General features: G+C 63.4%; 21 protein-coding genes. 10 read left to right on the forward strand and 11 right to left on the reverse strand.

From position 1 onward, the window contains the following. From gatB to gatC, 3 genes are all read right to left on the reverse strand, one after another. Positions 1-887: Asp-tRNA(Asn)/Glu-tRNA(Gln) amidotransferase subunit GatB (gatB, locus tag VGE08_RS04035; RefSeq protein WP_331066576.1), on the reverse strand; the 887-nt coding region annotated here is incomplete at its 3' end. Continuing rightward, positions 887-2,353, reverse strand: a complete 1,467-nt coding sequence (gatA, locus tag VGE08_RS04040) for an Asp-tRNA(Asn)/Glu-tRNA(Gln) amidotransferase subunit GatA (protein WP_349258621.1) — start codon at positions 2,351-2,353, stop codon at positions 887-889. The genes gatB and gatA, both read right to left, overlap by 1 nt. A gap of 148 nt (positions 2,354-2,501) precedes the next feature. Then, a complete protein-coding gene (gatC, locus tag VGE08_RS04045; RefSeq protein ID WP_331066578.1) occupies positions 2,502-2,792 on the reverse strand; it encodes an Asp-tRNA(Asn)/Glu-tRNA(Gln) amidotransferase subunit GatC in 291 nt (96 codons plus the stop codon). A 240-nt stretch (positions 2,793-3,032) separates the two neighbouring features. Between gatC and VGE08_RS04050 the strand changes: the two genes are divergently transcribed. The 10 genes from VGE08_RS04050 (at position 3,033) to VGE08_RS04095 (ending at position 13,274) form a co-directional block, all read left to right on the forward strand. Then, positions 3,033-4,076, forward strand: coding sequence for a rod shape-determining protein (locus tag VGE08_RS04050; RefSeq protein ID WP_116812772.1), 1,044 nt, complete (start codon positions 3,033-3,035; stop codon positions 4,074-4,076). Positions 4,077-4,175: 99 nt separating this feature from the next. Continuing rightward, a complete protein-coding gene (gene mreC / locus VGE08_RS04055) occupies positions 4,176-5,162 on the forward strand; it encodes a rod shape-determining protein MreC (RefSeq protein ID WP_331066579.1) in 987 nt (328 codons plus the stop codon). Positions 5,163-5,177: 15 nt separating this feature from the next. After that, positions 5,178-5,657 (forward strand): rod shape-determining protein MreD, encoded by a 480-nt coding sequence (gene mreD, locus VGE08_RS04060; RefSeq protein WP_331066580.1) that lies wholly within the window; start codon positions 5,178-5,180, stop codon positions 5,655-5,657. 18 nt (positions 5,658-5,675) lie between these two features. Further along, on the forward strand, positions 5,676-7,634 hold the full coding sequence (mrdA, locus tag VGE08_RS04065) for a penicillin-binding protein 2 (RefSeq protein WP_331066581.1): 1,959 nt from the start codon (positions 5,676-5,678) through the stop codon (positions 7,632-7,634). Beyond that, positions 7,631-8,770 carry a rod shape-determining protein RodA gene (gene rodA / locus VGE08_RS04070; protein ID WP_331066582.1) on the forward strand — a complete coding sequence of 380 codons (1,140 nt, stop codon included), beginning with the start codon at positions 7,631-7,633 and terminating at the stop codon, positions 8,768-8,770. Before mrdA ends, rodA begins: the two co-directional genes overlap by 4 nt. Positions 8,771-8,828: 58 nt before the next feature. After that, positions 8,829-9,821 (forward strand): lytic murein transglycosylase B, encoded by a 993-nt coding sequence (mltB, locus tag VGE08_RS04075; protein ID WP_331066583.1) that lies wholly within the window; start codon positions 8,829-8,831, stop codon positions 9,819-9,821. Between the two features lie 2 nt (positions 9,822-9,823). Further along, complete coding sequence (locus VGE08_RS04080) at positions 9,824-10,663, forward strand: septal ring lytic transglycosylase RlpA family protein (protein ID WP_331066584.1); 840 nt, start codon at positions 9,824-9,826, stop codon at positions 10,661-10,663. A gap of 150 nt (positions 10,664-10,813) precedes the next feature. Then, the gene (locus tag VGE08_RS04085; RefSeq protein WP_331066585.1) at positions 10,814-12,046 is read left to right on the forward strand and encodes a D-alanyl-D-alanine carboxypeptidase family protein; all 1,233 of its coding nucleotides are present in this window, start codon (positions 10,814-10,816) and stop codon (positions 12,044-12,046) included. A 45-nt stretch (positions 12,047-12,091) separates the two neighbouring features. After that, positions 12,092-12,973 carry a D-amino acid aminotransferase gene (locus VGE08_RS04090; RefSeq protein WP_331066586.1) on the forward strand — a complete coding sequence of 294 codons (882 nt, stop codon included), beginning with the start codon at positions 12,092-12,094 and terminating at the stop codon, positions 12,971-12,973. A 31-nt stretch (positions 12,974-13,004) separates the two neighbouring features. After that, positions 13,005-13,274 (forward strand): DUF493 domain-containing protein, encoded by a 270-nt coding sequence (locus VGE08_RS04095; RefSeq protein ID WP_331066587.1) that lies wholly within the window; start codon positions 13,005-13,007, stop codon positions 13,272-13,274. Positions 13,275-13,686: 412 nt separating this feature from the next. On the opposite strand, the gene VGE08_RS04100 is transcribed toward VGE08_RS04095, so the two are convergent. The 8 genes from VGE08_RS04100 to VGE08_RS04135 form a co-directional block, all read right to left on the reverse strand. Then, the gene (locus VGE08_RS04100) at positions 13,687-14,673 is read right to left on the reverse strand and encodes an NADPH:quinone oxidoreductase family protein (RefSeq protein WP_331066588.1); all 987 of its coding nucleotides are present in this window, start codon (positions 14,671-14,673) and stop codon (positions 13,687-13,689) included. Between the two features lie 59 nt (positions 14,674-14,732). Beyond that, complete coding sequence (gene lipB / locus VGE08_RS04105) at positions 14,733-15,344, reverse strand: lipoyl(octanoyl) transferase LipB (protein WP_331066589.1); 612 nt, start codon at positions 15,342-15,344, stop codon at positions 14,733-14,735. A 94-nt stretch (positions 15,345-15,438) separates the two neighbouring features. Next, positions 15,439-16,443 carry a lipoyl synthase gene (lipA, locus tag VGE08_RS04110; protein ID WP_331066590.1) on the reverse strand — a complete coding sequence of 335 codons (1,005 nt, stop codon included), beginning with the start codon at positions 16,441-16,443 and terminating at the stop codon, positions 15,439-15,441. Between the two features lie 152 nt (positions 16,444-16,595). Next, the gene (locus VGE08_RS04115) at positions 16,596-17,849 is read right to left on the reverse strand and encodes a tetratricopeptide repeat protein (RefSeq protein WP_331066591.1); all 1,254 of its coding nucleotides are present in this window, start codon (positions 17,847-17,849) and stop codon (positions 16,596-16,598) included. A 340-nt stretch (positions 17,850-18,189) separates the two neighbouring features. Next, entirely contained in the window at positions 18,190-18,618 is a 429-nt protein-coding gene (locus VGE08_RS04120) for a biopolymer transporter ExbD (protein WP_331066592.1), read from the reverse strand. A gap of 30 nt (positions 18,619-18,648) precedes the next feature. Then, the gene (locus VGE08_RS04125) at positions 18,649-19,101 is read right to left on the reverse strand and encodes a biopolymer transporter ExbD (protein WP_331066593.1); all 453 of its coding nucleotides are present in this window, start codon (positions 19,099-19,101) and stop codon (positions 18,649-18,651) included. A 57-nt stretch (positions 19,102-19,158) separates the two neighbouring features. Continuing rightward, positions 19,159-19,905: a MotA/TolQ/ExbB proton channel family protein gene (locus VGE08_RS04130; RefSeq protein ID WP_331066594.1), complete on the reverse strand. Its 747-nt coding sequence runs from the start codon at positions 19,903-19,905 to the stop codon at positions 19,159-19,161. A 111-nt stretch (positions 19,906-20,016) separates the two neighbouring features. Next, positions 20,017-20,655 carry an energy transducer TonB gene (locus VGE08_RS04135; RefSeq protein WP_331066595.1) on the reverse strand — a complete coding sequence of 213 codons (639 nt, stop codon included), beginning with the start codon at positions 20,653-20,655 and terminating at the stop codon, positions 20,017-20,019. Positions 20,656-21,049: the final 394 nt, after the last annotated feature.

Here is a 21,049-nt window from a genome sequence, read left to right on the forward strand (position 1 = left end):
CGCCTCGCCTCCGGCAGCTCCGGCAGGCCGCGGCGCAGCTCTTCGACCAGCTTCTCCTCGACCACGAGGGGCAGCAGGTCGGGATCGGGAAAGTAGCGGTAGTCGTGCGCCTCCTCCTTTGTGCGCATCGACCTGGTTTCATCGCGCTCCGGGTCGTAGAGGCGCGTCTCCTGCTCCACCCTGCCGCCGCCTTCGAGGATCTCGATCTGGCGCCGCGCCTCGTACTCGATGGCGTGCTCCATGAAGCGGAAGGAGTTGAGGTTCTTGATCTCGCAGCGCGTGCCGAGCTTCTCTCCGGCCCTGCGCACCGAGACATTAGCGTCGCAGCGAAACGAGCCTTCCTGCATGTTGCCGTCGCAGATGCCGATCCACGTGACCAGCCGATGCAGGGCCTTGGCATACGCCACCGCCTCCTGCGCGCCGCGCAGATCGGGCTCGGAGACTATCTCGAGGAGCGGCGTGCCGGCGCGGTTGAGATCGATGCCGCTCATGCCGCGGAATGCTTCGTGCAGCGACTTTCCGGCGTCCTCCTCGAGGTGCGCCCGCGTAATCCTTATTTTTTTGGGAATTTCGAGGAACCCACCCTGCACGATCGGCAACTCGTATTGGCTGATCTGGTAGCCCTTCGGGAGGTCGGGATAGAAGTAGTTCTTGCGCGCGAAGATGGAACGCGGCGCGATCTGCGCGTCCACGGCAAGACCGAACTTCACAGCCATGCGCACCGCTTCGCCATTCAGCACCGGCAGCACGCCTGGATAGCCCAGGTCGACCAGGTTCGCTTGCGAATTCGGCGCGGCACCATACGCAGTGGCGGCGCTGGAAAAGATCTTGCTGCGCGTTGCCAGCTGCGCGTGAATTTCCAAACCGATGACGGTTTCCCAGCTCATCATTCGTAATCCTTCGGAATGGCCCGGTGCCAGGCCGTCTCTTTCTGGTAGCCGTGCGCTACGTTCAGCAGTTTCGCCTCGGCGAAGTGCGGACCGATGATCTGCAAGCCCACCGGCAGATTCGTCTCGCCATTGGCCACCATGCCACATGGAATCGACAGGGCCGGCAGGCCCGCAAGGTTGGCACCGATGGTGTAGATGTCGTTCAAGTACATGGTGATCGGGTCGTCGACCTTGGCACCGATGTCGAACGCGGGCGTCGGTGACGTCGGCCCCATCAACACATCGACCTGGGCGAAGGCGCGCGCGAAGTCGTCGGTGATCAGGCGCCGCACCTTCTGTGCACGCAAGTAATAAGCATCGTAGTAACCGGCGGACAGCACATACGTGCCGGTCATGATGCGACGCTTCACTTCGGCGCCGAAACCTTCGCCGCGCGAGCGCTTGTACATGTCGAGCAGGTCTTTCGGATTCTCGCAGCGATGACCGAAACGCACGCCATCGAACCGCGACAGGTTCGACGAGCACTCGGCCGGCGCAACCACGTAGTACGTAGGCACGGACAACGGCAGGTTCGGCAAGCTCACTTCGATCAGCTTGGCGCCCATGCGCTCGTACACCTGCAGCGCGTCGCGAATCAGCTTCGCGGTGGAGGCTTCCAGGCCTTCGAAGAACTCCTTGAGCAGGCCGATCTTCAAGCCGCCGAGCGGCTGATCCAGCGTCGCGAGATAGTCCGGGACCGGCGTATCCACGCTCGTCGAGTCGCGCGGATCGAAGCCAGCCATGTCACGCAGAACCATCGCGGCATCTTTCGCGGTAAAGGTCAGCGTCCCCGCCTGATCGAGACTGGAAGCGAACGCGATCATCCCGTATCGGGATACGCGCCCATAGGTCGGCTTCAACCCCGTGAGGCCGGTGAGCGCGGCGGGTTGCCGAATAGAGCCGCCGGTATCGGTGGCGGTGGCAACCGGCGCCAGGCGAGCAGCCACGGCCGCGGCCGACCCGCCGGACGAGCCACCCGGCACCTTCTTCAGGTCCCACGGATTCTTGACGGGCCCGTAGTAGCTGGTCTCATTCGACGAACCCATCGCGAACTCGTCCATGTTCGCCTTGCCGAGCATCACGACACCGGCTTGCGACAGCCGCTCCACGATGGTGGCGTCATAGGGCGCGACGAAGTTGGACAACATGCGCGAGCCGCACGTGGTCAATACACCGTCCGTGCAGAAGATGTCCTTGTGAATCAGCGGCAGACCGGCCAGCGCACTGGTGGCCTCGCCCGCGGCCAGCAGCTCGTCAGCGCGTTGCGCCTGCGCGAGCGCCTGCTGGCCGGTCACGGTAATCAACGCGTTCAGCGTCGGGTTCAGGCGCTCGATGCGCGCCAGGTAGTGCCTGGTCAGCTCGACGCTGGAAAAGCGGCGTGCCCGCAGTCCCTCGTTGAGCTCGGCCAGGGTCAGGTGGTGCAGTTCGGTCATGCTGGAACCGGAAGTGAATGGTGACTAGGAAAAAGCGGTTGGCGGTTAGCGGTTGGTGGTTAGTCAGACACGGAAGTCGGCTCCCGGTCCGCTGTCCGCACCAACCGCGAACCGCTAACCGCTAACCGCTGCCGGAGGGTCATTCGATGACCTTGGGCACCAGGTACAGGTCCGCTTCGACGCGCGGCGCGTTGCGCTGGTATTTGACGTGCTGGTCGGTATCCAGCACTTCATCCGGGCGCAGGCGCTGCACCTGATCGGCGAGCGGGTGCGCCATCGGCTCGACCGAAGCGGTGTCCGCCGCATCGAGCTGCGCAACGAAGTCGAATATCTTCGACAGGCTGTCGACGTACACCGGCAGCTGTTCCTCGCTGAGCGCGAGGCGCGCCAGGTGCGCGATGTTCTCCACATCGTGACGAGTAAGACTCATGAGGCGAATGTTTCCGATGAAAGACCGTGAATGAAATCGCAGGCCGTGCCGCTCGAGTTGGCACCCGCCATGAGGCGAAGCACTAACGAAGCGCGCAAAGACCGCGAAAATCCCTGGAAAAATGCGGGCCAATCATACACCTGAAAGCTTGTGCTATGTGAAACCCGTTGCTAGAGTACCGCAACTTTTTTGCCCCCCTTTCTCGCGCCTGTCGACCCGTACGCTCGACGCACAACAACCATGTTTAAAAACCTCCGCGGGTATTTCTCGAACGATCTGTCTATCGATCTGGGCACCGCCAATACCCTCATCTATGTGCGCGGCAAGGGCATCGTGCTGAACGAGCCCTCGGTGGTCGCGATTCGCGAGGAGCCGGGCCGCGCCGGCAAGAAGATCGAAGCGGTCGGTCAGGAAGCGAAGAACATGCTGGGCCGCACGCCCGGCCACATCACCGCCATCCGTCCGATGAAGGACGGCGTGATCGCCGACTTCACCGTCACCGAAAAGATGTTGCAGTACTTCATCGAAAAGGTGCACGGCAATCGTCTGATGCGCCCCAGCCCGCGCGTGCTGATCTGCGTGCCTTACGGCTCCACCCAGGTGGAACGCCGCGCGATTCAGGAATCGGCCGAAGGCGCCGGTGCCCGCTGGGTACGCCTGATCGAAGAGCCGATGGCTGCGGCGGTCGGCGCGGGCCTGCCGGTGCACGAAGCCCGCGGCTCGATGGTGCTCGACATCGGCGGTGGCACGTCGGAAGTCGCGGTGATTTCGTTGAACGGCATCGTCTATGCGTCATCGGTGCGCATCGGCGGCGATCGCTTCGATGACGCCATCATCAATTACGTCCGCCGCAACTACGGCATCCTGATCGGCGAAGCCACCGCCGAGAAGATCAAGATCGAGATCGGCTCGGCCTACCCCGGCCAGCAGGTGAACGAGATTTCGGTCAAGGGCCGCAACCTCTCCGAAGGCGTGCCGCGCAGCTTCACGCTCAATTCCAACGAAATCCTCGAAGCGCTGCAGGAGCCGCTGGCCGGCATCGTCGGTGCGGTCAAGGTGGCGCTGGAACAGACCCCGCCGGAGCTGGGTGCGGACGTGGCCGAACGCGGCATCGTGCTCACCGGCGGCGGCGCGCTGCTGCGTGATATCGACAAGCTGCTGATGGAAGAGACCGGCCTGCCGGTAGTCGTCTCCGAAGATCCGCTGACCTGCGTGGCCCGCGGCGGCGGCCGGATGCTGGAGCTCATCGACGAGCACGGTCCGGCACTGTTCAATCTGGAATAGCCCGCTCGAGACTTCTGCGCACGGGCCGAGAAACCAACGGTACGGGACTCGCGAATTTCTGCCTAATCATCCATCACCAGTCACCAGTCACTTTTGCCCATGGTGACCCTCAGCTCCGATAGCCGGAACATCATTGGCCGAGGCCCGCCGCTCGGCGCCGGCTTGTTTTTCCTGGGCGTGGTGTCGGTCGCCGTCATGATGCTCGACCACCGCGGCCATTACCTGGAAACGGTGCGGCTGTGGATGGGCGCGGCCGCTTCGCCGATCTATACGGTCGTGCAGGCCCCCGGCCAGCTCTGGGGCTGGCTGACCGGCAGCTTCGCCGACCGGGCCCGGCTACGGGCGGAAAACGCCGAGCTGACCGAAGAATTGCGCGCGGCACGCGTGAAGCTGCTGCAATTCGATTCGCTGCGTGAAGAAAACCTCAGGCTGCGGGCAGTCCGCGAGGCGTCCGCCGGTGTCGGCGGGCGGACCCTGATCGCCGAGATCATGCGGGTCGACGTCGATCCGTTCCGTCACCGCATCCGCATCAACAAGGGCGCCGACGACGGCGTGTTCAGGAATCAGCCGGTGCTGGACGCGTTCGGCATCTTCGGCCAGGTGGTTCAGGTCGACAAGTTCACCTCCACCCTCATCCTGATCAGCGACGCCGAGCACGCCATTCCGGTGCAGGTGAACCGCAACGGCATCCGTTCGATCGCGGTCGGCACCGGCGACCTGAACAAGCTCAGCCTGCCGTACCTGACCGTGGAATCGGACGTGAGGACTGGCGACCTGCTGGTCTCCTCGGGCCTCGACGGCATCTTCCCAGCCGGTTATCCGGTGGCCCGCGTGACCCGAGTGGAACGCAACGCGGCCGATACTTTCGCGCTGGTGGAAGCCAAGCCGCTGGCTCAGCTCGACCGCGATCGCGAAGTGCTGTTGCTCTGGACCGATCAGCCGCCGCCGGCCGAAGCGCCCGCCTCGACCAGCAAGCCGCCACCGGCGAAATCCTCGGCGGCCGCTCCAGCAGCGGCGCGCCCGGCCGCAAGTCCGGCGACGACTTCGAGTCCGCCGGCGCCAGCCACTCAGCCACCCCAAGAATGAGCCGGATGAGCCATCGTGAGTGACGGTCGAATCAGCCGTTTGAGAGTCACGCTCACGGTCGTCGTGGCGGCCATCTTTGCGGTGCTGCCGCTGCCCGAGCCGATCAACGCGGCACGGCCGGACCTGCTGCTGTTGCTGGTGATTTACTGGGCCTTGAGCGCACCCCGCATCGCCGGCCTGATGTTCGCCTGGTTTTGCGGCCTGGCCATCGACGTGCTCAAGGGCATCATCCTCGGCCAGCACGCGCTCGCGTTCCTTGTGGTTGCTTACATTACGCACAAAAACCAGCTGCGCTTCCGGGTCTTTCCGATGTCGCAACAGACTGCGACTGTGTTCATGTTATTGGCCGTGTATCAGTTCATCGTCTTCTGGCTGGATGGCATCATCGGCCAGCCGGTCACGACCTGGATGCGCTGGCTGCCGGTGATCAGCGGCGCGATGTTGTGGCCGATTCTGGTCGCCGTTCTGGACACCTGGAACCGGAGGACCCGGTAACTTCGCCACCGGCTAGCAATGGCTCGCTCCGTCCGCATCAAGGATCACGTCTCCGAAACGCAGCTGTTCGAACAGCGTGCGGTGATCGCGGCCGTGCTCATGGTGATCGCGATGGGTCTGGTGATCTCGCGGCTGGTGTGGCTGCAGGTCGCCAAGTACGACTACTTCGCCGCGCTCTCGCAAGGCAACCGCATCCGCATCGAGCCCATTCCCCCCAACCGCGGCCTGATCCTCGATCGCAACGGCCTGCCGCTGGCGACCAACGCGCCGTCCTATCAATTGGAGTTGACCAAGGAACAGGTCTCCGATATCGACGCGACCTTGCGCGGCATCGCCGCGATCGGGCTGATCGACGAGGACAACATCCCCAACATCAAGCGCGATCTGCGCGGGCGGCGCAGCTTCGACGCGGTTCCCATCAAGTTGCAGCTCACCGAGCTGGAGCTGGCGCGGTTCGCCGCACGTCGGCACCAGTTTCCAGGTGTCGAGATCCGGCCGCGCCTCACTCGCTACTACCCGCTGGCCGAAAGCAGCGTGCACGCGATCGGCTACGTCGGCGCGATCAGCGAGGAAGACAAGAAACGTCTCAACATGGACGACTACGCCGGCACCACGCTCACCGGCAAGAACGGCGTCGAGTACGCGTATGAGAACCAGCTGCACGGCAAAGCCGGCTTCCAGCAGTTGCTGGTGAACGCTCAAGGCCGCAGTGTCGAGCGCATCGGCAACGAAGCTGCCAAGCTGGAGCGGCGCGAGCCGGTCGCCGGCAACGATTTGTTCCTCACTATCGACCAGAGAGTGCAGCAGGCGGCGGAAGAAGCATTGCGCGGTCAGCGTGCCTCGGCCGTGGCGATCGATCCGGCCAACGGCGACATCATCGCCTTCGTCAGCACGCCGGCCTTCGATCCAAACCTGTTCGCTCGCGGTTTGACGCGTCCGGAATACCTGGCGCTGACCGAAGATCCCAACCGGCCCATGTACGACCGCGTCATTCGCGGCGTGTATCCGCCAGGCTCGACCGTGAAACCGATGATGGCGCTGGCCGCGCTCGAGTACGGCATCGTGACACCGGCGCACTCCGTGTTCTGCCGCGGCGCCTATCGCATGCCCGGCGTCAGCCGGCCCTGGCGCGACTGGAAGCCCGGTGGCCACGGCCACGTCGACATGCGCAAGGCACTCGCCACTTCCTGCGACGTTTATTTCTATGACGTCGCCAACCAGATGGGCGTGGATCGCATCCACGACTATCTGTCGCAGTTCGGCATGGGCCAGCTCACGGGCATCGACATTCCCGGCGAAAAGAACGGCCTGTTGCCATCGACGGAATGGAAAAGAACCGCGTTTCGCCGCAAAGAAGCACAGATCTGGTTTCCCGGCGACACCATCAGCATCGGCATCGGCCAGGGCTACATGACGGCCACGCCGCTGCAGCTGGCGCACGCCACGGCCACCATCGCCAACCGCGGACAACGCTTCAAGCCGAGACTGGTACGCGCCGTCCGTAACGTGACGACGGGCCAAGTGACCGAATTGAAGCCGTCGCCGCTGCCTCCCGCGCACGTGAACGACCCAGCCGCCTGGGACGTTGCGATCGGCGGCATGTACGACGTGGCCAATGCTCCTTACGGTACCGCGCGAGGCGCGACTGCGAACGCGCAGTACAAGATTGCGGGCAAGAGCGGCACTGCGCAGGTGTACACGGTGGCCGCCAACGAAAAAATGAAAAAGGCGGGCGAGCTCGCCGAGCATCTGCGCGATCACGCCCTGTTTGTCGCGTTCGCGCCGGTCGAGGCACCGCGCATTGCGGTCGCGGTCATCGTCGAGAACGCGCCGGGCGGCGGTTCGGCGTATGCCGCTCCGATTGCGCGCCGCATCCTCGATGCTTATTTGCTGACTCCCGAACAGCTGGCGGAACAGGACGCCAAGCGCAAGCCAGCGCCGCCCGTGGCCAGACCGCAACCAGGAGAGACCGAATGAGCCTGGACGCACTGGAGACATCGCGCACTCAGCGCACGCTGACGGGCACTGCACGCCTGCTGTTCGCGCTGCATCTCGACGGTCCGCTGTTCATCGCGCTGTGCATGGTTGGCGCCGTCGGCAGCATCGTGCTGTTCAGCGCATCGGGCAGCAGCCTGGACATGCTCGAAGCGCAACTGGCGCGCTTCGCACTCGGCCTGGTGGCAATGATCATGCTGGCCCAGGTGCCGCCTCGGATCATTCGCAACTCCGCTCCGGTGGCGTATGTGGCGGGATTGATCATGCTGCTGCTGGTGATGGTGACCGGCGACATTGCCATGGGCGCGCAGCGCTGGCTCGATCTGGGTATCGTGCGCTTCCAGCCTTCCGAGCTCATGAAGCTCGCGGTACCGCTGGCGTGCGCCTGGTTTCTGCACGAGCGCCCGTTGCCGCCGAGCCTGACATCGCTGCTGGTGCTGGCGCTGGCCATCGGCATTCCCACGTTGCTCATCGCCGAGCAGCCGGACTTGGGCACGTCGCTGCTGGTCGCCTCCGCAGGCGGCATGGTCGTGCTGCTCGCGGGGCTGCAGCTTCGCTACATCCTCGGGGTGGTGAGCTTGCTGGTGCCGGTCGCCGTGGTCGCGTGGCACTTCCTGCTGCACGACTATCAAAAGCAACGTGTGCTCACTTTCCTCGATCCACAAAGCGATCCGCTCGGCTCGGGCTATCACATCATCCAGTCGCAGATCGCGATCGGCTCGGGCGGCATCTTCGGCAAGGGCTATCTCAACGGCAGCCAGGCGCAGCTGGAGTTCCTCCCCGAACGCTCCACCGACTTCATCTTCGCGGTGATCGGCGAGGAATGGGGACTGATCGGGCTGATCACCGTGATCCTGTTGTTCCTGTTCGTCATCGGCCGCTCGCTGTATCTGGCAGCCACCGCACACGACACATTCTCGCGGCTGGCTTCCGGCAGTCTGGCGCTGACGTTCTGCGTGTATGTGTTCGTCAACACCGGCATGGTCACGGGCCTGTTGCCGGTGGTGGGCGTGCCGCTGCCCTTCATCAGCTATGGCGGCACTGCAATGGTGACCCTCATGGCAGGTTTCGGTATTCTCATGTCCTTGTGCGCGAAGCGGAAACTCGTGAGCCGTTGAGAATGTCCCTGTCGTCGATAACCGACTCGTTGGCCGCCTCGCGGGTTACAAGCTGATCGTGCTGAAGAATCTACAGTCCCTGGCGCTGCTGTCCCCCATTGTTTTGTTGGCCGCGAGCGCGCCGGCGCAAGCCTTCGACATCAAGCGTCCCGAGGTGCGCTCCTTCATCGAGACCATGACGCGCGATCACGGTTTCGAGAAGGCCAAGCTCGAAGCGCTGTTGAAGAGCGCCGAGACCAGGCAACCCATTCTCGATGCCATCAGCCGGCCCGCCGAGCGCGTGGTGCCGTGGCACGAGTATCGCGATCGTTTCCTCACCGAGAAGCGCATCAATCAAGGCGCGGACTTCTGGCTCGCGCACGGCGAGAAGCTCAAGCAGATTCCCGACCCGCAGCTCGCGGACGTCGTCGTCGGCATCCTCGGCGTGGAAACCTCGTTCGGCCGCATCACCGGGCGCTACAAAGTGCTCGACGCGCTGGTGACATTGGGCTTTGATTATCCGCCGCGCGGCGCCTTCTTCCTGAGCGAGCTGCAGGAATTCCTGCTGTTGTCGCGCGAGGAAAAAGTCGATCCGGCCAGCGCGCTCGGCTCCTACGCAGGCGCCATGGGCGCGGCGCAGTTCATTTCTTCGAGCTACCGCAAATGGGCGGTGGACGGCGATGGCGACGGCCATCGCGACCTGTGGAACAGCTGGGACGACGTGGTGGCCTCGATCGCCAATTACCTGACCGACCACGGCTGGGTGAACGGCCAGCAGGTGGTGGTGAACGCCACGCTGAACGACCCGGACATGTCGCGGTTCGACGTCAAGTTGGCTTTGAACGAGACCGTGCAATCATTACGCGACAAGGGCGTGAGGTTTGAGACTGAGCTGCCGCCGGACGCGCCGGCGATGCTGATCGTGGCACAGGGCAAGGAGGGACCGGTGTACCGGGTAGGCTTCAACAACTTCTATGTCATCACTCGTTACAACCGCAGTCCCATGTACGCGATGGCGGTGCATGACCTGGGCGAGGCCATTCAGAATTTCATGATGGACGCCGAGAGATGAGAGTGCAGGCCGGACCATCCTCGACACTGCCCTCGACACTCCCGACCGCGCTGAATTGGCTGCCCCTGGCGCTGGCTCTGATCCTCGCCGGTTGCGGCATCTCGCGGCCCATTCAGCCTCCCAAGCACCCGTCCCTGCCGCCGCCGTCGCCCATTCCGGCGGAGATCGACAACATTCCCGAGCCCGTGCCGCGCAGCGAGCCCAAGTCGGCTCGCGGCAATCCGCCCTTCTACACCGTGCTGGGCAAGCGCTACTTCGTGCTCGATAGCGCTGAAGGCTATCTGGAGCGAGGTGTCGCCTCGTGGTACGGGCCTGGCTTTCACGCAGCCAGCACTTCCAACGGCGAGCGTTACGACATGTACGCGATGACGGCGGCGCATAAGACGTTGCCGTTGCCCTCGTATGTACAAGTCACCAACCTGAGCAACGGCAAGCACGTGATCGTGCGCGTCAACGATCGCGGCCCGTTCAAGGATGGGCGCATCATCGATCTGTCCTATACCGCGGCGGCCAAGCTCGACATGCTCAAGGCGGGCACGACGTTCGTGGAAGTACGCGCTCTGACGCCGATGCAAAAAGCCTCGCCGCCGCCGGCACCGACCGCCACGTCGGATTTGTATGTGCAGGCTGGCGCGTTCGCAGCCGAAGCGAATGCCGCGCGGCTGCTGGGACAGTTGCGCTCCAAGGGCGTCGACAACGCGTTCGTGCGAGAAGACCAGGTCGGCGGCAAGACCCTGTACCGCGTGCGTGTCGGGCCCATTCCGAGCGTCAACGAATTCGATCGTGTAGTGCAGCGCCTGCGCGCGCTCGGCGTGTCCGACGCTCGCCTCGCCGCCAATTGATCCCGCAATCCATTTCCGTGTGCCCGGCGGCGGGCACACGATTGCCACAATTCGCCTACTTTCGCGCGGCCTCGCTCGGTAGAATTTGCCTCGCACCTGCGCTTACGACCTTGTCCACTCAATCGTTCACATCGTTCATGGGCCGAAACCATGCCTGAAACCACGCCCGTCCCGCTGAAGCTTGCCGCCACGCTGCTCGTTGCGTTGTCGCTGGTCGCCTGTTCAGAATCCGAATCGCCAGTAGCTGACCGCGCCATCGCCGCACCGCTGCCCGATGTCACTGCACTGAGCAATGCTTCCGGCGTCAAACCGCCGCCGATTCCGGCGCCCCCGCAAGTGCAGGCCCGCGGCTACATCCTGCTCGACTACGCCAGCGACCAGCCACTGACCGCGAGCAACGAGAACGAACGTCTCGAGCCCGCGAGCCTCACCAAGCTGATGACGGCATACGCCGTGTTTCATGCGCTCAAGGACGGCCGCATCAAGCTCACCGACATGGTGACGATCAGCCCGCACGCGCGCGCGCAGGAAGGCTCACGCATGTTCGTCGACGTGGGCACGCAGGTCAGCGTGGAGAATCTGATTCAGGGCCTGATCGTGCAGTCCGGCAACGATGCCACCGTCGCGCTGGCCGAGCACGTCGCCGGCAGCGAGCCGGTGTTCGTGGATTTGATGAACAGATACGCGCAGCAGCTCGGCATGGTCGGCACGCGCTTCCAGAACAGCCCGGGCATGCCCCACCCCGAGCACTACACCACAGCGCGCGACATCGCGGTGCTGTCCCGGGCTCTGATCAAGGAATATCCGGAATATTACAAGTGGTACTCGCAGCGGTCGTTCACCTGGAACAAGATCACGCAACCGAATCGCAACGGCCTGCTCGATCGCGACCCGAGCGTCGACGGGCTGAAGACCGGCCACACCGAGTCCGCCGGTTACTGCCTGGTCTCGTCGGCGCAGCGCGATGGCATGCGCCTGATCTCCGTGGTGATGGGCTCGCCGTCGGTGCGTGCGCGTGAAGACGCCAGCTCCGCCCTGCTCAACTACGGTTTCAACTTCTATCAAACGCGCCAGCTGTACGCGAACAAGGCACCGGTGATGACCGTCAAGGTCTGGAAGGGAGCAGCGGACGAAGTGCCGCTGGACGTGACCCAGGACATCTACGTGACCATTCCTCGCGGCCAGGAGAATCTGCTGGGCGCGGCCGCCGACGTGCCAAACCCGCTGTTCGCGCCGTTGTCGCCATCCAAACCCGCTGGCCAGTTGCGTCTGACGCTGGGTGACAAGGTGATCGGCACGTACCCGCTGCATCCCGCCCAGGAAGTGCCGGAAGCCGGCTTCTTCGGCCGCCTCGCGGATGACGTGAAGCTCTGGTTCCAATAGTTCTTCTCTGACCAGTCATCAGTCACCAGTCAGTTCTTTCTTGAAATGGCCGAGCCACTTCCGCAGTGCTACCTCAATGGCGAGTACGTAGCACTGCGCAATGCCCGCATCTCGCCACTGGACCGGGGCTTCCTGTTCGGCGACAGCGTGTATGAAGTGCTGCCGGTGTTCGGCGGCCGAATGTTTCTATTTTGCGAACACTTCGACCGCCTGGCTCGCAGCCTGCAGGAGATACGCCTGGAGAACCCGCACTCTCACGCAGCGTGGCAGGACATCCTCGAACGATTGATCGCGCGCAATGGCGGTGGCGACATGTACGTCTATGTGCAAGTCACGCGCGGCATGGAGTTCGGCCGGAATCACGCGTTCCCCGCCGTGGTCAAACCCACTGTGTTCGCCATGGCATCGCCGCTGCCTGTATTCACAGAGGCTCAACGTGCAGCCGGGCTGAGTGCCATCACCGTAGAGGATTTTCGCTGGGGTCGTTGTGACATCAAGACCACGGCCTTGCTGGCGAATGTTCTGATGAAACAGCAAGCCATGGATGCCGGTGCGAACGAGGCCATCATCATCCGCAACGGTCAGGTGCTCGAAGGCGCGTCCACCAGTATTTTCATCGTCCGCGATGGCGTGCTGATCACACCGCCCAACAGTCATCGCATCCTCCCCGGCACGACTCGCGATGCGACCCTGTCGCTCGCCACCGGTGTGATGCCCGTGGAAATTCGCGACGTTCCCCTCGCCGAGCTGCGCGCGGCCGACGAGGTATGGATCTCAGCCGCAACCCGCGACGTGCTGCCCATCACCTGCGTCGACGGCTCCCCCATCGGCACGGGCCTCCCTGGCCCCGCCTACCTGCGCCTGAGCGAGTCCTTCGAGAACCTGCGTCAGCGATTGGCCGGCACCCCGGCGTATACGCCAGCTTGACTTGCTGGCGCCACGGCCGCATATCGTGCCCATGACCGACGCTTCCGACACCCTGTTCAAGTTCCCCTGCGACTTCCCCCTGAAAGTCATGGGCCGCCGCACCGACGACTTCCGCAGCATCGTGCTCGGCATCATCCAGAAGCACACCGGCCCCATCGAACCCCACAAGATCGAAGAACGCCCCAGCACTAGCGGCAGCTATCTGAGCCTCACGTGCACGTTCACTGCGCACAGTAAGCAGCAGTTGGATGATTTGTACCGAGAGCTGACGGCGCACGAGCGAGTGATGGTGGTGCTCTGACGCACTGCTGACAATCGCCGCGCCGCCAAGAGGTTTGGCAAGGAAAAAAAAGAGGCCACGCAGGGCAGACTACTTCTTATTCTTGTTTGCTCGGTCGTACCGCACACGTATCGGCAGCGGGAGGCTCAGGTAGGTCCTCCCGGCAGCCTCGATCCAACATGGATGTTGGTCGGGGCAGCAGCCATACGGGCTCGGCGGTGTCTTTCAGCGAAGCACTGCTTCGCTCCGCCGAGCGGGTGTACATGGATGTACACCCTGGGCTTGCGAGGAGCAGGGACTGCGCAGCGCAATGTGCAAGCAGCGCCGACCGCGATAGCGGGCGACGGCGGGTGCGCGGTGCCGGGAGGACCTACCTGAGCCTCCCGCTGCGAGCCACCGCGCCTCTTCGCGAAGCATCAAACGCCAAGCGCTTTCAATCCGCGGCGACCCGAATAACAACCTTCCCCGTCGACCGCCGAGTGTTCAGAACGTCGAGTGCTTCAGTAAACCGATCGAGCCCTGCCAACTCCGTGACATGAGGCTTGATCTTCCCGTTCTCGAACATTTCAAACAGGGTCTTGAGGTTCTCCGCGTGTACCGCCGGCTCTTTGCGCGTATGCGCTCCCCAGAACACGCCCACAATTGAACAGCCCTTGAGCAGCGGCAGATTCAACGGGATCGCCGGAATCTTCCCTCCAGCAAAACCGATCACCAGGTAGCGTCCATTCCACGCCATCGACCTCACAGCCTGTTCCGCGAAGTCCGCACCGACCGGATCATACGCAACATCGATGCCTCGATCCCCGGTGAACTCCTTCACCTTCGCCTTGATCGTCTCCTGCGTGTAATTGAACACCTCGTCCGCGCCATGTTGCTTCGCCAGCTCCAACTTCTCCGGCGTACTCGCCGCCGCCAGCACTCTCGCACCTAGCGCCTTGCCAATCTCGATCGCAGCCAAACCCACGCCGCCAGCCGCGCCCAGCACTAGCAATGTTTCACCCGGCTGAATGTTTGCTCGCTGCTTCAACGCGTGATACGTGGTGCCGTAGTTGACGAGAAACCCCGCCGCAGCCGTCATGCTCATCGACTCCGGGAGTGGAATGAGCACCTGCGCCGGAGCGATACATTGCTCGGCCAGGCCGCCGCCCTGCGCCAGCAGCGCCAACACCCGCTGCCCCGGCTTGAACTCCGTGACATCAGCGGCGACGTCAGAGATCACGCCCGCCACTTCGGTGCCCGGCGTAAACGGCACCTCCGGCTTCACTTGATACTTGCCTGCCACCATCAACGCATCGGGAAATCCGAAGCCGACCGCGTGCACGCGCAAACGAACGTGACCGGGCTTCAATGTCGGCGCAGAGATGTCCTGCACCGACATGACAGGAGGCGACCCATAGCTGCTGAGAACGACTGCACGCATGTGACTATCCTGAAACGTCGCGTCCTGAAGCGACGCGCACTGACGAAGATGGAAGAAGATCAGCCGACGCTCGGCGTCAGCCGCAATGATGCAAGTAGCCGCGGTGCCAACGCATCCGCAACTTCCTGCACACCTGCGTTCACGCCCAGCGAGCGCAGATCGATCACTTCCAGGCCACGATAGCCGCAGGGATTGATGCGCTGGAACGGCTGGAGATCCATCGCAACATTGAACGCGAGCCCATGATAGCTGCTGCCCCGCCGGATCCGCAGCCCGATGCTCGCAACTTTGCGCCCGTCCACATACACACCCGGCGCCTCGCGCCTGGCAACCGCGGTGATGTTCCACGATGCGAGCAGATCGATGATGGCGTTCTCCAGTGCCGTCACCATCTGACGCACACCGAGGCCGGCTCGCTTCACATCGAGCAATGGATAGACCACGAGCTGTCCCGGCCCGTGATAGGTGACCTGGCCGCCGCGATCGATCTGCACCACGGGAATGTCGCCGGGCGCGAGCACGTGCTCCGGCGCGGCATTCATGCCCAGCGTGAAAACGGGAGGATGTTCGAGAAACCAGATCTCGTCGGGCGTGTCCGGGCCACGTTCGTTGGTGAACGTTTGCATCGCTCGCCACGTGGGCTCGTAGTCGACGCGGCCCAACCAGCGCACCAGCGGTTGGCGGTTAGCGGTTGGCGGTTGGTCCGGAACAGAAATGAGATCGGAGGATGGCACGATGGTCGTCAGTGATTGTCTTCACCAACCCCTAACCGCTAACCGCCGGCTTCAACCCCGCATTGTTTCTTTCCAGCGCCCGCTCGGCGCGATAGCTGGAACGCACCAGCGGGCCCGACACGCACTCCAGGAATCCCTTCTCCAGCGCCCACTCGCGATAACGCTCGAACTCCGCCGGCGTGACCCAGCGCTCGATAGCCAGGTGATTCGGCGTCGGCCGCAGGTATTGGCCGAGCGTGAGAATATCCACGCCCTGCGCACGCATGTCGTCCATCGCGGTGGCGATCTCTTCATCCGTTTCGCCGAGGCCGAGCATCAGGCTCGTCTTGGTCAATACATCGGGACGGAATCGTTTGGCGTGGCCGAGCACGGCCAATGTTTGTTCGTAGCTGGCGCGCGGGTCGCGCACCGGATGAGTGAGGCGGCGCACCGTCTCGACATTCTGGGCGAACACGTCGAGACCGCTCGACACGACCGTCTCGACATCCTGCATGACACCCTGGAAGTCCGGGGTCAGCGCCTCGACGGCGGTATTCGGATTGAGGCCCTTGATCTCGCGCACACACGCCGCGAAGTGGGCAGCGCCCCCATCGGGCAGGTCGTCGCGATTCACCGAAGTGAGCACGACGTATTTCAGCTTCATCAGCTGCACGGTGCGGGCACTGTTGGCCGGCTCGTCCGCATCCAGCCAGCCATGAGGGTTGCCGGTATCGACGGCACAGAAGCGGCAGGCGCGCGTGCAGACCGCGCCCATGAGCATGATCGTGGCGGTGCCGGCGTTCCAGCATTCGCCGATGTTCGGACACTTGGCTTCTTCGCAGACCGTGGCGAGCCGGTGTTCTTTCACCGTGCTCTTGACGGCATCGAAGCCGCGGCCGGCCGGCATCGGGGCGCGCAGCCACTGCGGCTTGCGGCCGAACTCGATGGAGCTGGACCCCGCAGCCGCCTTGATGCCGTCCTTGATGGCGCTGAAGCCCTGCGGTGTGCGGTACTTGTCGCCGCTGCGGACGATGGGAATGCCTTTGAATTCGCTCACGCTGGGGACTCGCTCCGACGGTCAGTGCTGGGGGCTCGCAGGCTGGAATTCTAGCCTGAATCGCCGTGCGGGCGGCCCAAACGACAAAGCCCGGCCAAGGCCGGGCTTTGGGAAACGACGTTATGTCGGTTCAGATCAGGTCAGGTCGACTATCAGGCCGACTGGGTACGAATGACCCACAGGTCGGCCAGGTCGTTCCACTTGGAGTCGTTCTTGACGGCGTCGAAGGCCTTGCGAGCCTGGTCCTTCTGGCCCTTCTTCAGGTAGGCGATGCCAAGGCTGATCTGGGCCTCGTCGATGTCGGTGACACCGGGCATGCCCACGCCCTTCTGCAGGGCGGCGATGGCCTTGTCGATCTCGCCATAGCTCAGGTAGGCCTGGCCCAGCGCTACCAGCGCCTGGCCCGAGGTGGACTTCTCCGCCGCGGCAGCCAGCTGCCCGAGCTCCGCCTTGTCGAGATCCGACTGCTTCTTGGCACCGGCCAGCAGGCGGTCATAACGGCCCTGCTCGGTCTTGTCGCCGCTCTTGAGCGTGCCGGCGTTCATGCCCTTCTGCACCACTTCCTGGGCTTCGCCGGGCACGCCCGCGTCCATGGCGAGCTGCGCCATTTCGACCATGTCACCCTTGTCCTTGAGCACGCCCACCTCGTTCATCAGGCGGTAGTAGCCGAGGGTCATGCGGTCGCCCTGGGCCTTGCGGCGATAGATGTCCAGCAGGTTCTCCCAATACTCGTCCTTGGGGTAGTAGCGAACCATCTTCTTGAGCGCTTCGCCGATGCCGTCCCTGTTATCCAGCTTGAAATGCGAGCTCATGACGATCTGGATCCAGTTCTCGTCGGGCTTGCGGCCGGCTTTCTCGGCATTGTTGATGACGTTGGTCATGGTGGCCGCCGCGCCCTTGAAGTCGTTCAACAGGTACTGCGACTGGCCCAGCAGGATGCCCATGTCCTCGGTGTTCGGATGTTTCTCCAGCCACTTCCGGGCCCATTGCGCGGCCTTGCCATAGTCCTTCACCTGGAAGTACAGCTGCGCCACCGTCTTGGTGCGCTCGTCGACCTGTTCGGCCGGCACCATGCCGGAGTTGAGCATGCGCTCGAACACCGGGGCCGCTTCGCCGAACTTCTTCTGCTGAATGAGCACGTAGCCCATGAACTCGTCGATCTGGTAGGCCTCGAACGGGGTCTTCTTCTCGACCGCGGCGGCCTTCCTGATTTCGCTGAGTGCCGTGTCCCACTGCTTCTTCTGCATGGCCTCCTGGGCGGCCTTCAGCGGCGTGGCGACCGCCTTGGTGGTGATCTTTCTTTCCTGCTCGGCGGCCTGTGCCGCCGGGGCCAGCAGGCTCACCGCGGGGACAGCGGCTCCCAGGGCGAGAGAAAGCGCGACGGCAAAACTACGTACTCGAGTCATATGGTTTCCCGATCTATTACAAAGGGTGCGAATCAACCACATTCACTTCCGTCATGGCCGCCGAGCCGGCCATGCACGGTCTTGCGTCCACGATCGTCGACCCAGGAGTCGAGGCGATCATGTACGTTCTTGATTTATGACCGCCGGTGCGGCCATAAATTCGCCGGCCACCATATCCGTATGGCACCCTGAACCGCTAGAGCTCGTGTGGGTCGCTGACTACAAACGGTCGGCGGCGGGAATTGTTCGACTCCCGCCGCCAGCTGGTTTTCAACCGTGATCTATCCGGGCCATCGTGTCCGGCCCGCCTGAACGCGGGCTGAACACGATACGACATTACTTATTCGCCCAGGAATTGTTCGTTGCCGACGAAGCCGATGCGCTGCATGCCGTTGCGCTGGGCCAGCGCCAGCACCTTGGCCACCGTATCGTAATTCGCCCGGCGCTCCGGACGCACGTGCAGCTCGGGCTGCGGATTCTTGGCCGCTTCGACGCGGAAGTAGCTTTCCAGCTGGTCCAGCTGCACCAGCGTGCCGTTCCACACCACGCTGCCGTCCCAGTCGATGTCGATGCGGATCGGCTCGATCTGCACCTGATTCTCCGGCGGCGGACGATTGGTCTGGGGCATGTCCAGCTTGACCGCGTGGGTCATCACCGGCAGCGTGATGATGAACATGATCAGCAGCACCAACATGACGTCGATCAACGGCGTCGTGTTGATGTCCATCATGGGTTCGTCTGCGCCGCCCCCGCCTACACTCATTGCCATGGCAAATACCTCTTCTGGTTGGCGCGGGCGTCAGCGAGAGACGGCGCCAGTGGGGCCGGGTTCGGTGATGAATCCGACTTTCTGGATACCGGCGCGCTGCGCGGTAAGAATCACGCGGCCAACGTACTCGTAGCGAGTGGCCTGGTCGGCACGGACATGCACTTCCGGCTGCGGCTTGAGCACCGCCGAGCCCTTCAGGCGCTCCAGCAGCGCGTTTGTGTCCGGCACCAGGGTCTGGTTCCAGTAGATCTGGCCGTCCTTGTTCACCGAGATATTGATGTTCTCGGGCGCGGTCTTGGTCGCCTCGTTACGCACCTTGGGCAACTCGACCGGAACGGTGTGCGTGATCACCGGGATGGTGATCATGAACACGATCAGCAGCACCAACATGACGTCCACCAGGGGCGTCGTGTTGATCTCCGACATGGCTTTCTCTTCATCCTCGCCGGTCGGCTCGGAGTACATGCCAGTTTGTGAACTCATTGAACGATGCTCCGGTGAGGAGAAGGGCTCCGGCTGGACACCGGAGCCCCCTCACGATTACTTGCGAGTCACCGCGGCAGCAGGCGCGGCCGCCGCCGGACGGCTGACCGGAGTGGTGCTCTCGACGCGGGCGCCGCTCACCAGGTAGGCGTGCAGGTCGGAAGCGAAGTAACGCAGCTTCTCGATCAGGTCCTTGTTACGGCCCAGGAGCCAGTTGTAGCCCCACACCGCAGGCACGGCGACGAACAGACCGATGGCGGTCATGATCAGCGCCTCACCGATCGGACCGGCGGTCTTGTCGAGCGAGGCCTGGCCGGCGAGGGAGATCTGGATCAGCGCGTTGTAGATGCCCCACACCGTACCGAACAGACCGACGAACGGCGCGGTGGAACCGGTGGTGGCGAGCACCGACAGGCCGGTGTTCAGACGCTTGCTGATGGAATCCACCGTGCGATACAGCGACGCGGTGATCCACTCGTGCAGCGGGATCTGGTCGGTCAGGCGGCCTTCGTGATGCTGGGCGGCGCGCATGCCGTCTTCCACCATCATGCGGAAGGCGTTGTCCTTGCCACTGAGCTTGGCAGCGCCGTCACGCAGGTTGCCGGCGGTCCAGAAATTCTTCTCGACTTCCTTGTACTGCTTGAACAGGCGCCGCTGGTCCCACGCCTTGGTGAGAATGATGTACCAGGAGGCCAGCGACAGGATCACCATGATGATCAATGTGCCGTGCGCGACCACCCCACCCTGCTCCCAGAGAGCTTTTAGGCCGAAGGGGTTTTCGACGTTTTCGGTGTTCGGAGCCATGGAACGATGTCCTCTACGATTAAATCAATGACCTTGGTCAGTGGGTGGAGTTCTACTTGCCGTCTGCCGGGCCCGCGCCTGGCAGGCCCTTCGTCACGCGATGCACGCGCCTCAGTCCGTGAGTTTGAATGTGACGGCGAACTGCCCCCACATCGGAACCGGTTTGCCGTTCTCGGTGCCCGGGACCAGGCGCCAGGAACGCTTCACTTCTCGCATGGCCGCCTCGTCCAGGCGAGGGTAGCCGCTCGACTGCTTCACCCTGGCTTCGCCGACCCGGCCGTTCTCGAGCACATAGACCTCGAGGATGACCGTGCCCGCTTCACCAGCACGACGCGATGAAGGTGGGTACTCGGGCTGCGTCAACGGGCGACGCGCATCCGAGCGCGGAGCCGTACGCTGCACCGGAGGCGGAGCGGCCACCGGCGGCGGGGCGGTCGGCTTGACCGTGGTGGTCTGCTGAATCGCCTTGGTCGGCGGCGCGTCGGCCGGGATGTCGATCGAGATTTCCGGCGGCGGCACGAACGGCGGCGGGGTTTCGATCTTCGGCGGCGGCGGCGGCGGCGGCTCTTCCTGCTTCGGCGCCTCCTCGATCATGCGGGTCTCGATCGGTCCCAGCACCACATCGATGATCTGATGGGACAGCCCGGAGTTCAGCAGATAGAACATCCCGACATGCAACAGGATGATGGCGGCGAAGACGAGGCCGCGGCGGGTGAAAAACGAACTGTCCGTGGCTGGTGCGTAGGGCATGCTTTGCAGCTCAACAAAAATAAGACACGGGACCTAGTGCTCAGCCCCGCATAGTTAGTGCGCAACCGTTAGTGGTCGTTCGATGCGTATGCTCGCGGGCATACAACCCCCGTTCCTGCCGGCCTCCACGCGCGTCGCCCGATCCTCAGATTGAGCCTGAGACAGCCTGAGATTGGCCGAGTGAGTCCGTAAATTCCGTATTGACGCGCTGTCCTACAGACCGCAGAAACGCCGCGCAAGGTATAAAGTTTCTGCGAGGAAGGCAAGCACTCCGAAACAGAATCTACCTACCTGTAAAGTAACTTTGCTGATAAGAAACGCGCCATCAAATCCCCTTGCGCACCATGGAGGTGCTGCCGTTCAAGGCATTGCTGCACCATCGTGCGAGACGGCT

This window comes from Steroidobacter sp., assembly GCF_036406195.1.
GTDB lineage: Bacteria > Pseudomonadota > Gammaproteobacteria > Steroidobacterales > Steroidobacteraceae > Steroidobacter.

What these genes read in the sequence shown, in the direction of transcription:
- gatC (WP_331066578.1), bottom strand. Translation starts at nt 2,792, where the DNA reads ATGAGTCTTACTCGTCACGATGTGGAGAACATCGCGCACCTGGCGCGC.
- VGE08_RS04050 (WP_116812772.1), top strand. Translation starts at nt 3,033, where the DNA reads ATGTTTAAAAACCTCCGCGGGTATTTCTCGAACGATCTGTCTATCGAT.
- mreC (WP_331066579.1), top strand. Translation starts at nt 4,176, where the DNA reads ATGGTGACCCTCAGCTCCGATAGCCGGAACATCATTGGCCGAGGCCCG.
- mrdA (WP_331066581.1), top strand. Translation starts at nt 5,676, where the DNA reads ATGGCTCGCTCCGTCCGCATCAAGGATCACGTCTCCGAAACGCAGCTG.
- rodA (WP_331066582.1), top strand. Translation starts at nt 7,631, where the DNA reads ATGAGCCTGGACGCACTGGAGACATCGCGCACTCAGCGCACGCTGACG.
- VGE08_RS04085 (WP_331066585.1), top strand. Translation starts at nt 10,814, where the DNA reads ATGCCTGAAACCACGCCCGTCCCGCTGAAGCTTGCCGCCACGCTGCTC.
- VGE08_RS04090 (WP_331066586.1), top strand. Translation starts at nt 12,092, where the DNA reads ATGGCCGAGCCACTTCCGCAGTGCTACCTCAATGGCGAGTACGTAGCA.
- VGE08_RS04095 (WP_331066587.1), top strand. Translation starts at nt 13,005, where the DNA reads ATGACCGACGCTTCCGACACCCTGTTCAAGTTCCCCTGCGACTTCCCC.
- VGE08_RS04100 (WP_331066588.1), bottom strand. Translation starts at nt 14,673, where the DNA reads ATGCGTGCAGTCGTTCTCAGCAGCTATGGGTCGCCTCCTGTCATGTCG.
- VGE08_RS04115 (WP_331066591.1), bottom strand. Translation starts at nt 17,849, where the DNA reads ATGACTCGAGTACGTAGTTTTGCCGTCGCGCTTTCTCTCGCCCTGGGA.
- VGE08_RS04120 (WP_331066592.1), bottom strand. Translation starts at nt 18,618, where the DNA reads ATGGCAATGAGTGTAGGCGGGGGCGGCGCAGACGAACCCATGATGGAC.
- VGE08_RS04125 (WP_331066593.1), bottom strand. Translation starts at nt 19,101, where the DNA reads ATGAGTTCACAAACTGGCATGTACTCCGAGCCGACCGGCGAGGATGAA.
- VGE08_RS04130 (WP_331066594.1), bottom strand. Translation starts at nt 19,905, where the DNA reads ATGGCTCCGAACACCGAAAACGTCGAAAACCCCTTCGGCCTAAAAGCT.
- VGE08_RS04135 (WP_331066595.1), bottom strand. Translation starts at nt 20,655, where the DNA reads ATGCCCTACGCACCAGCCACGGACAGTTCGTTTTTCACCCGCCGCGGC.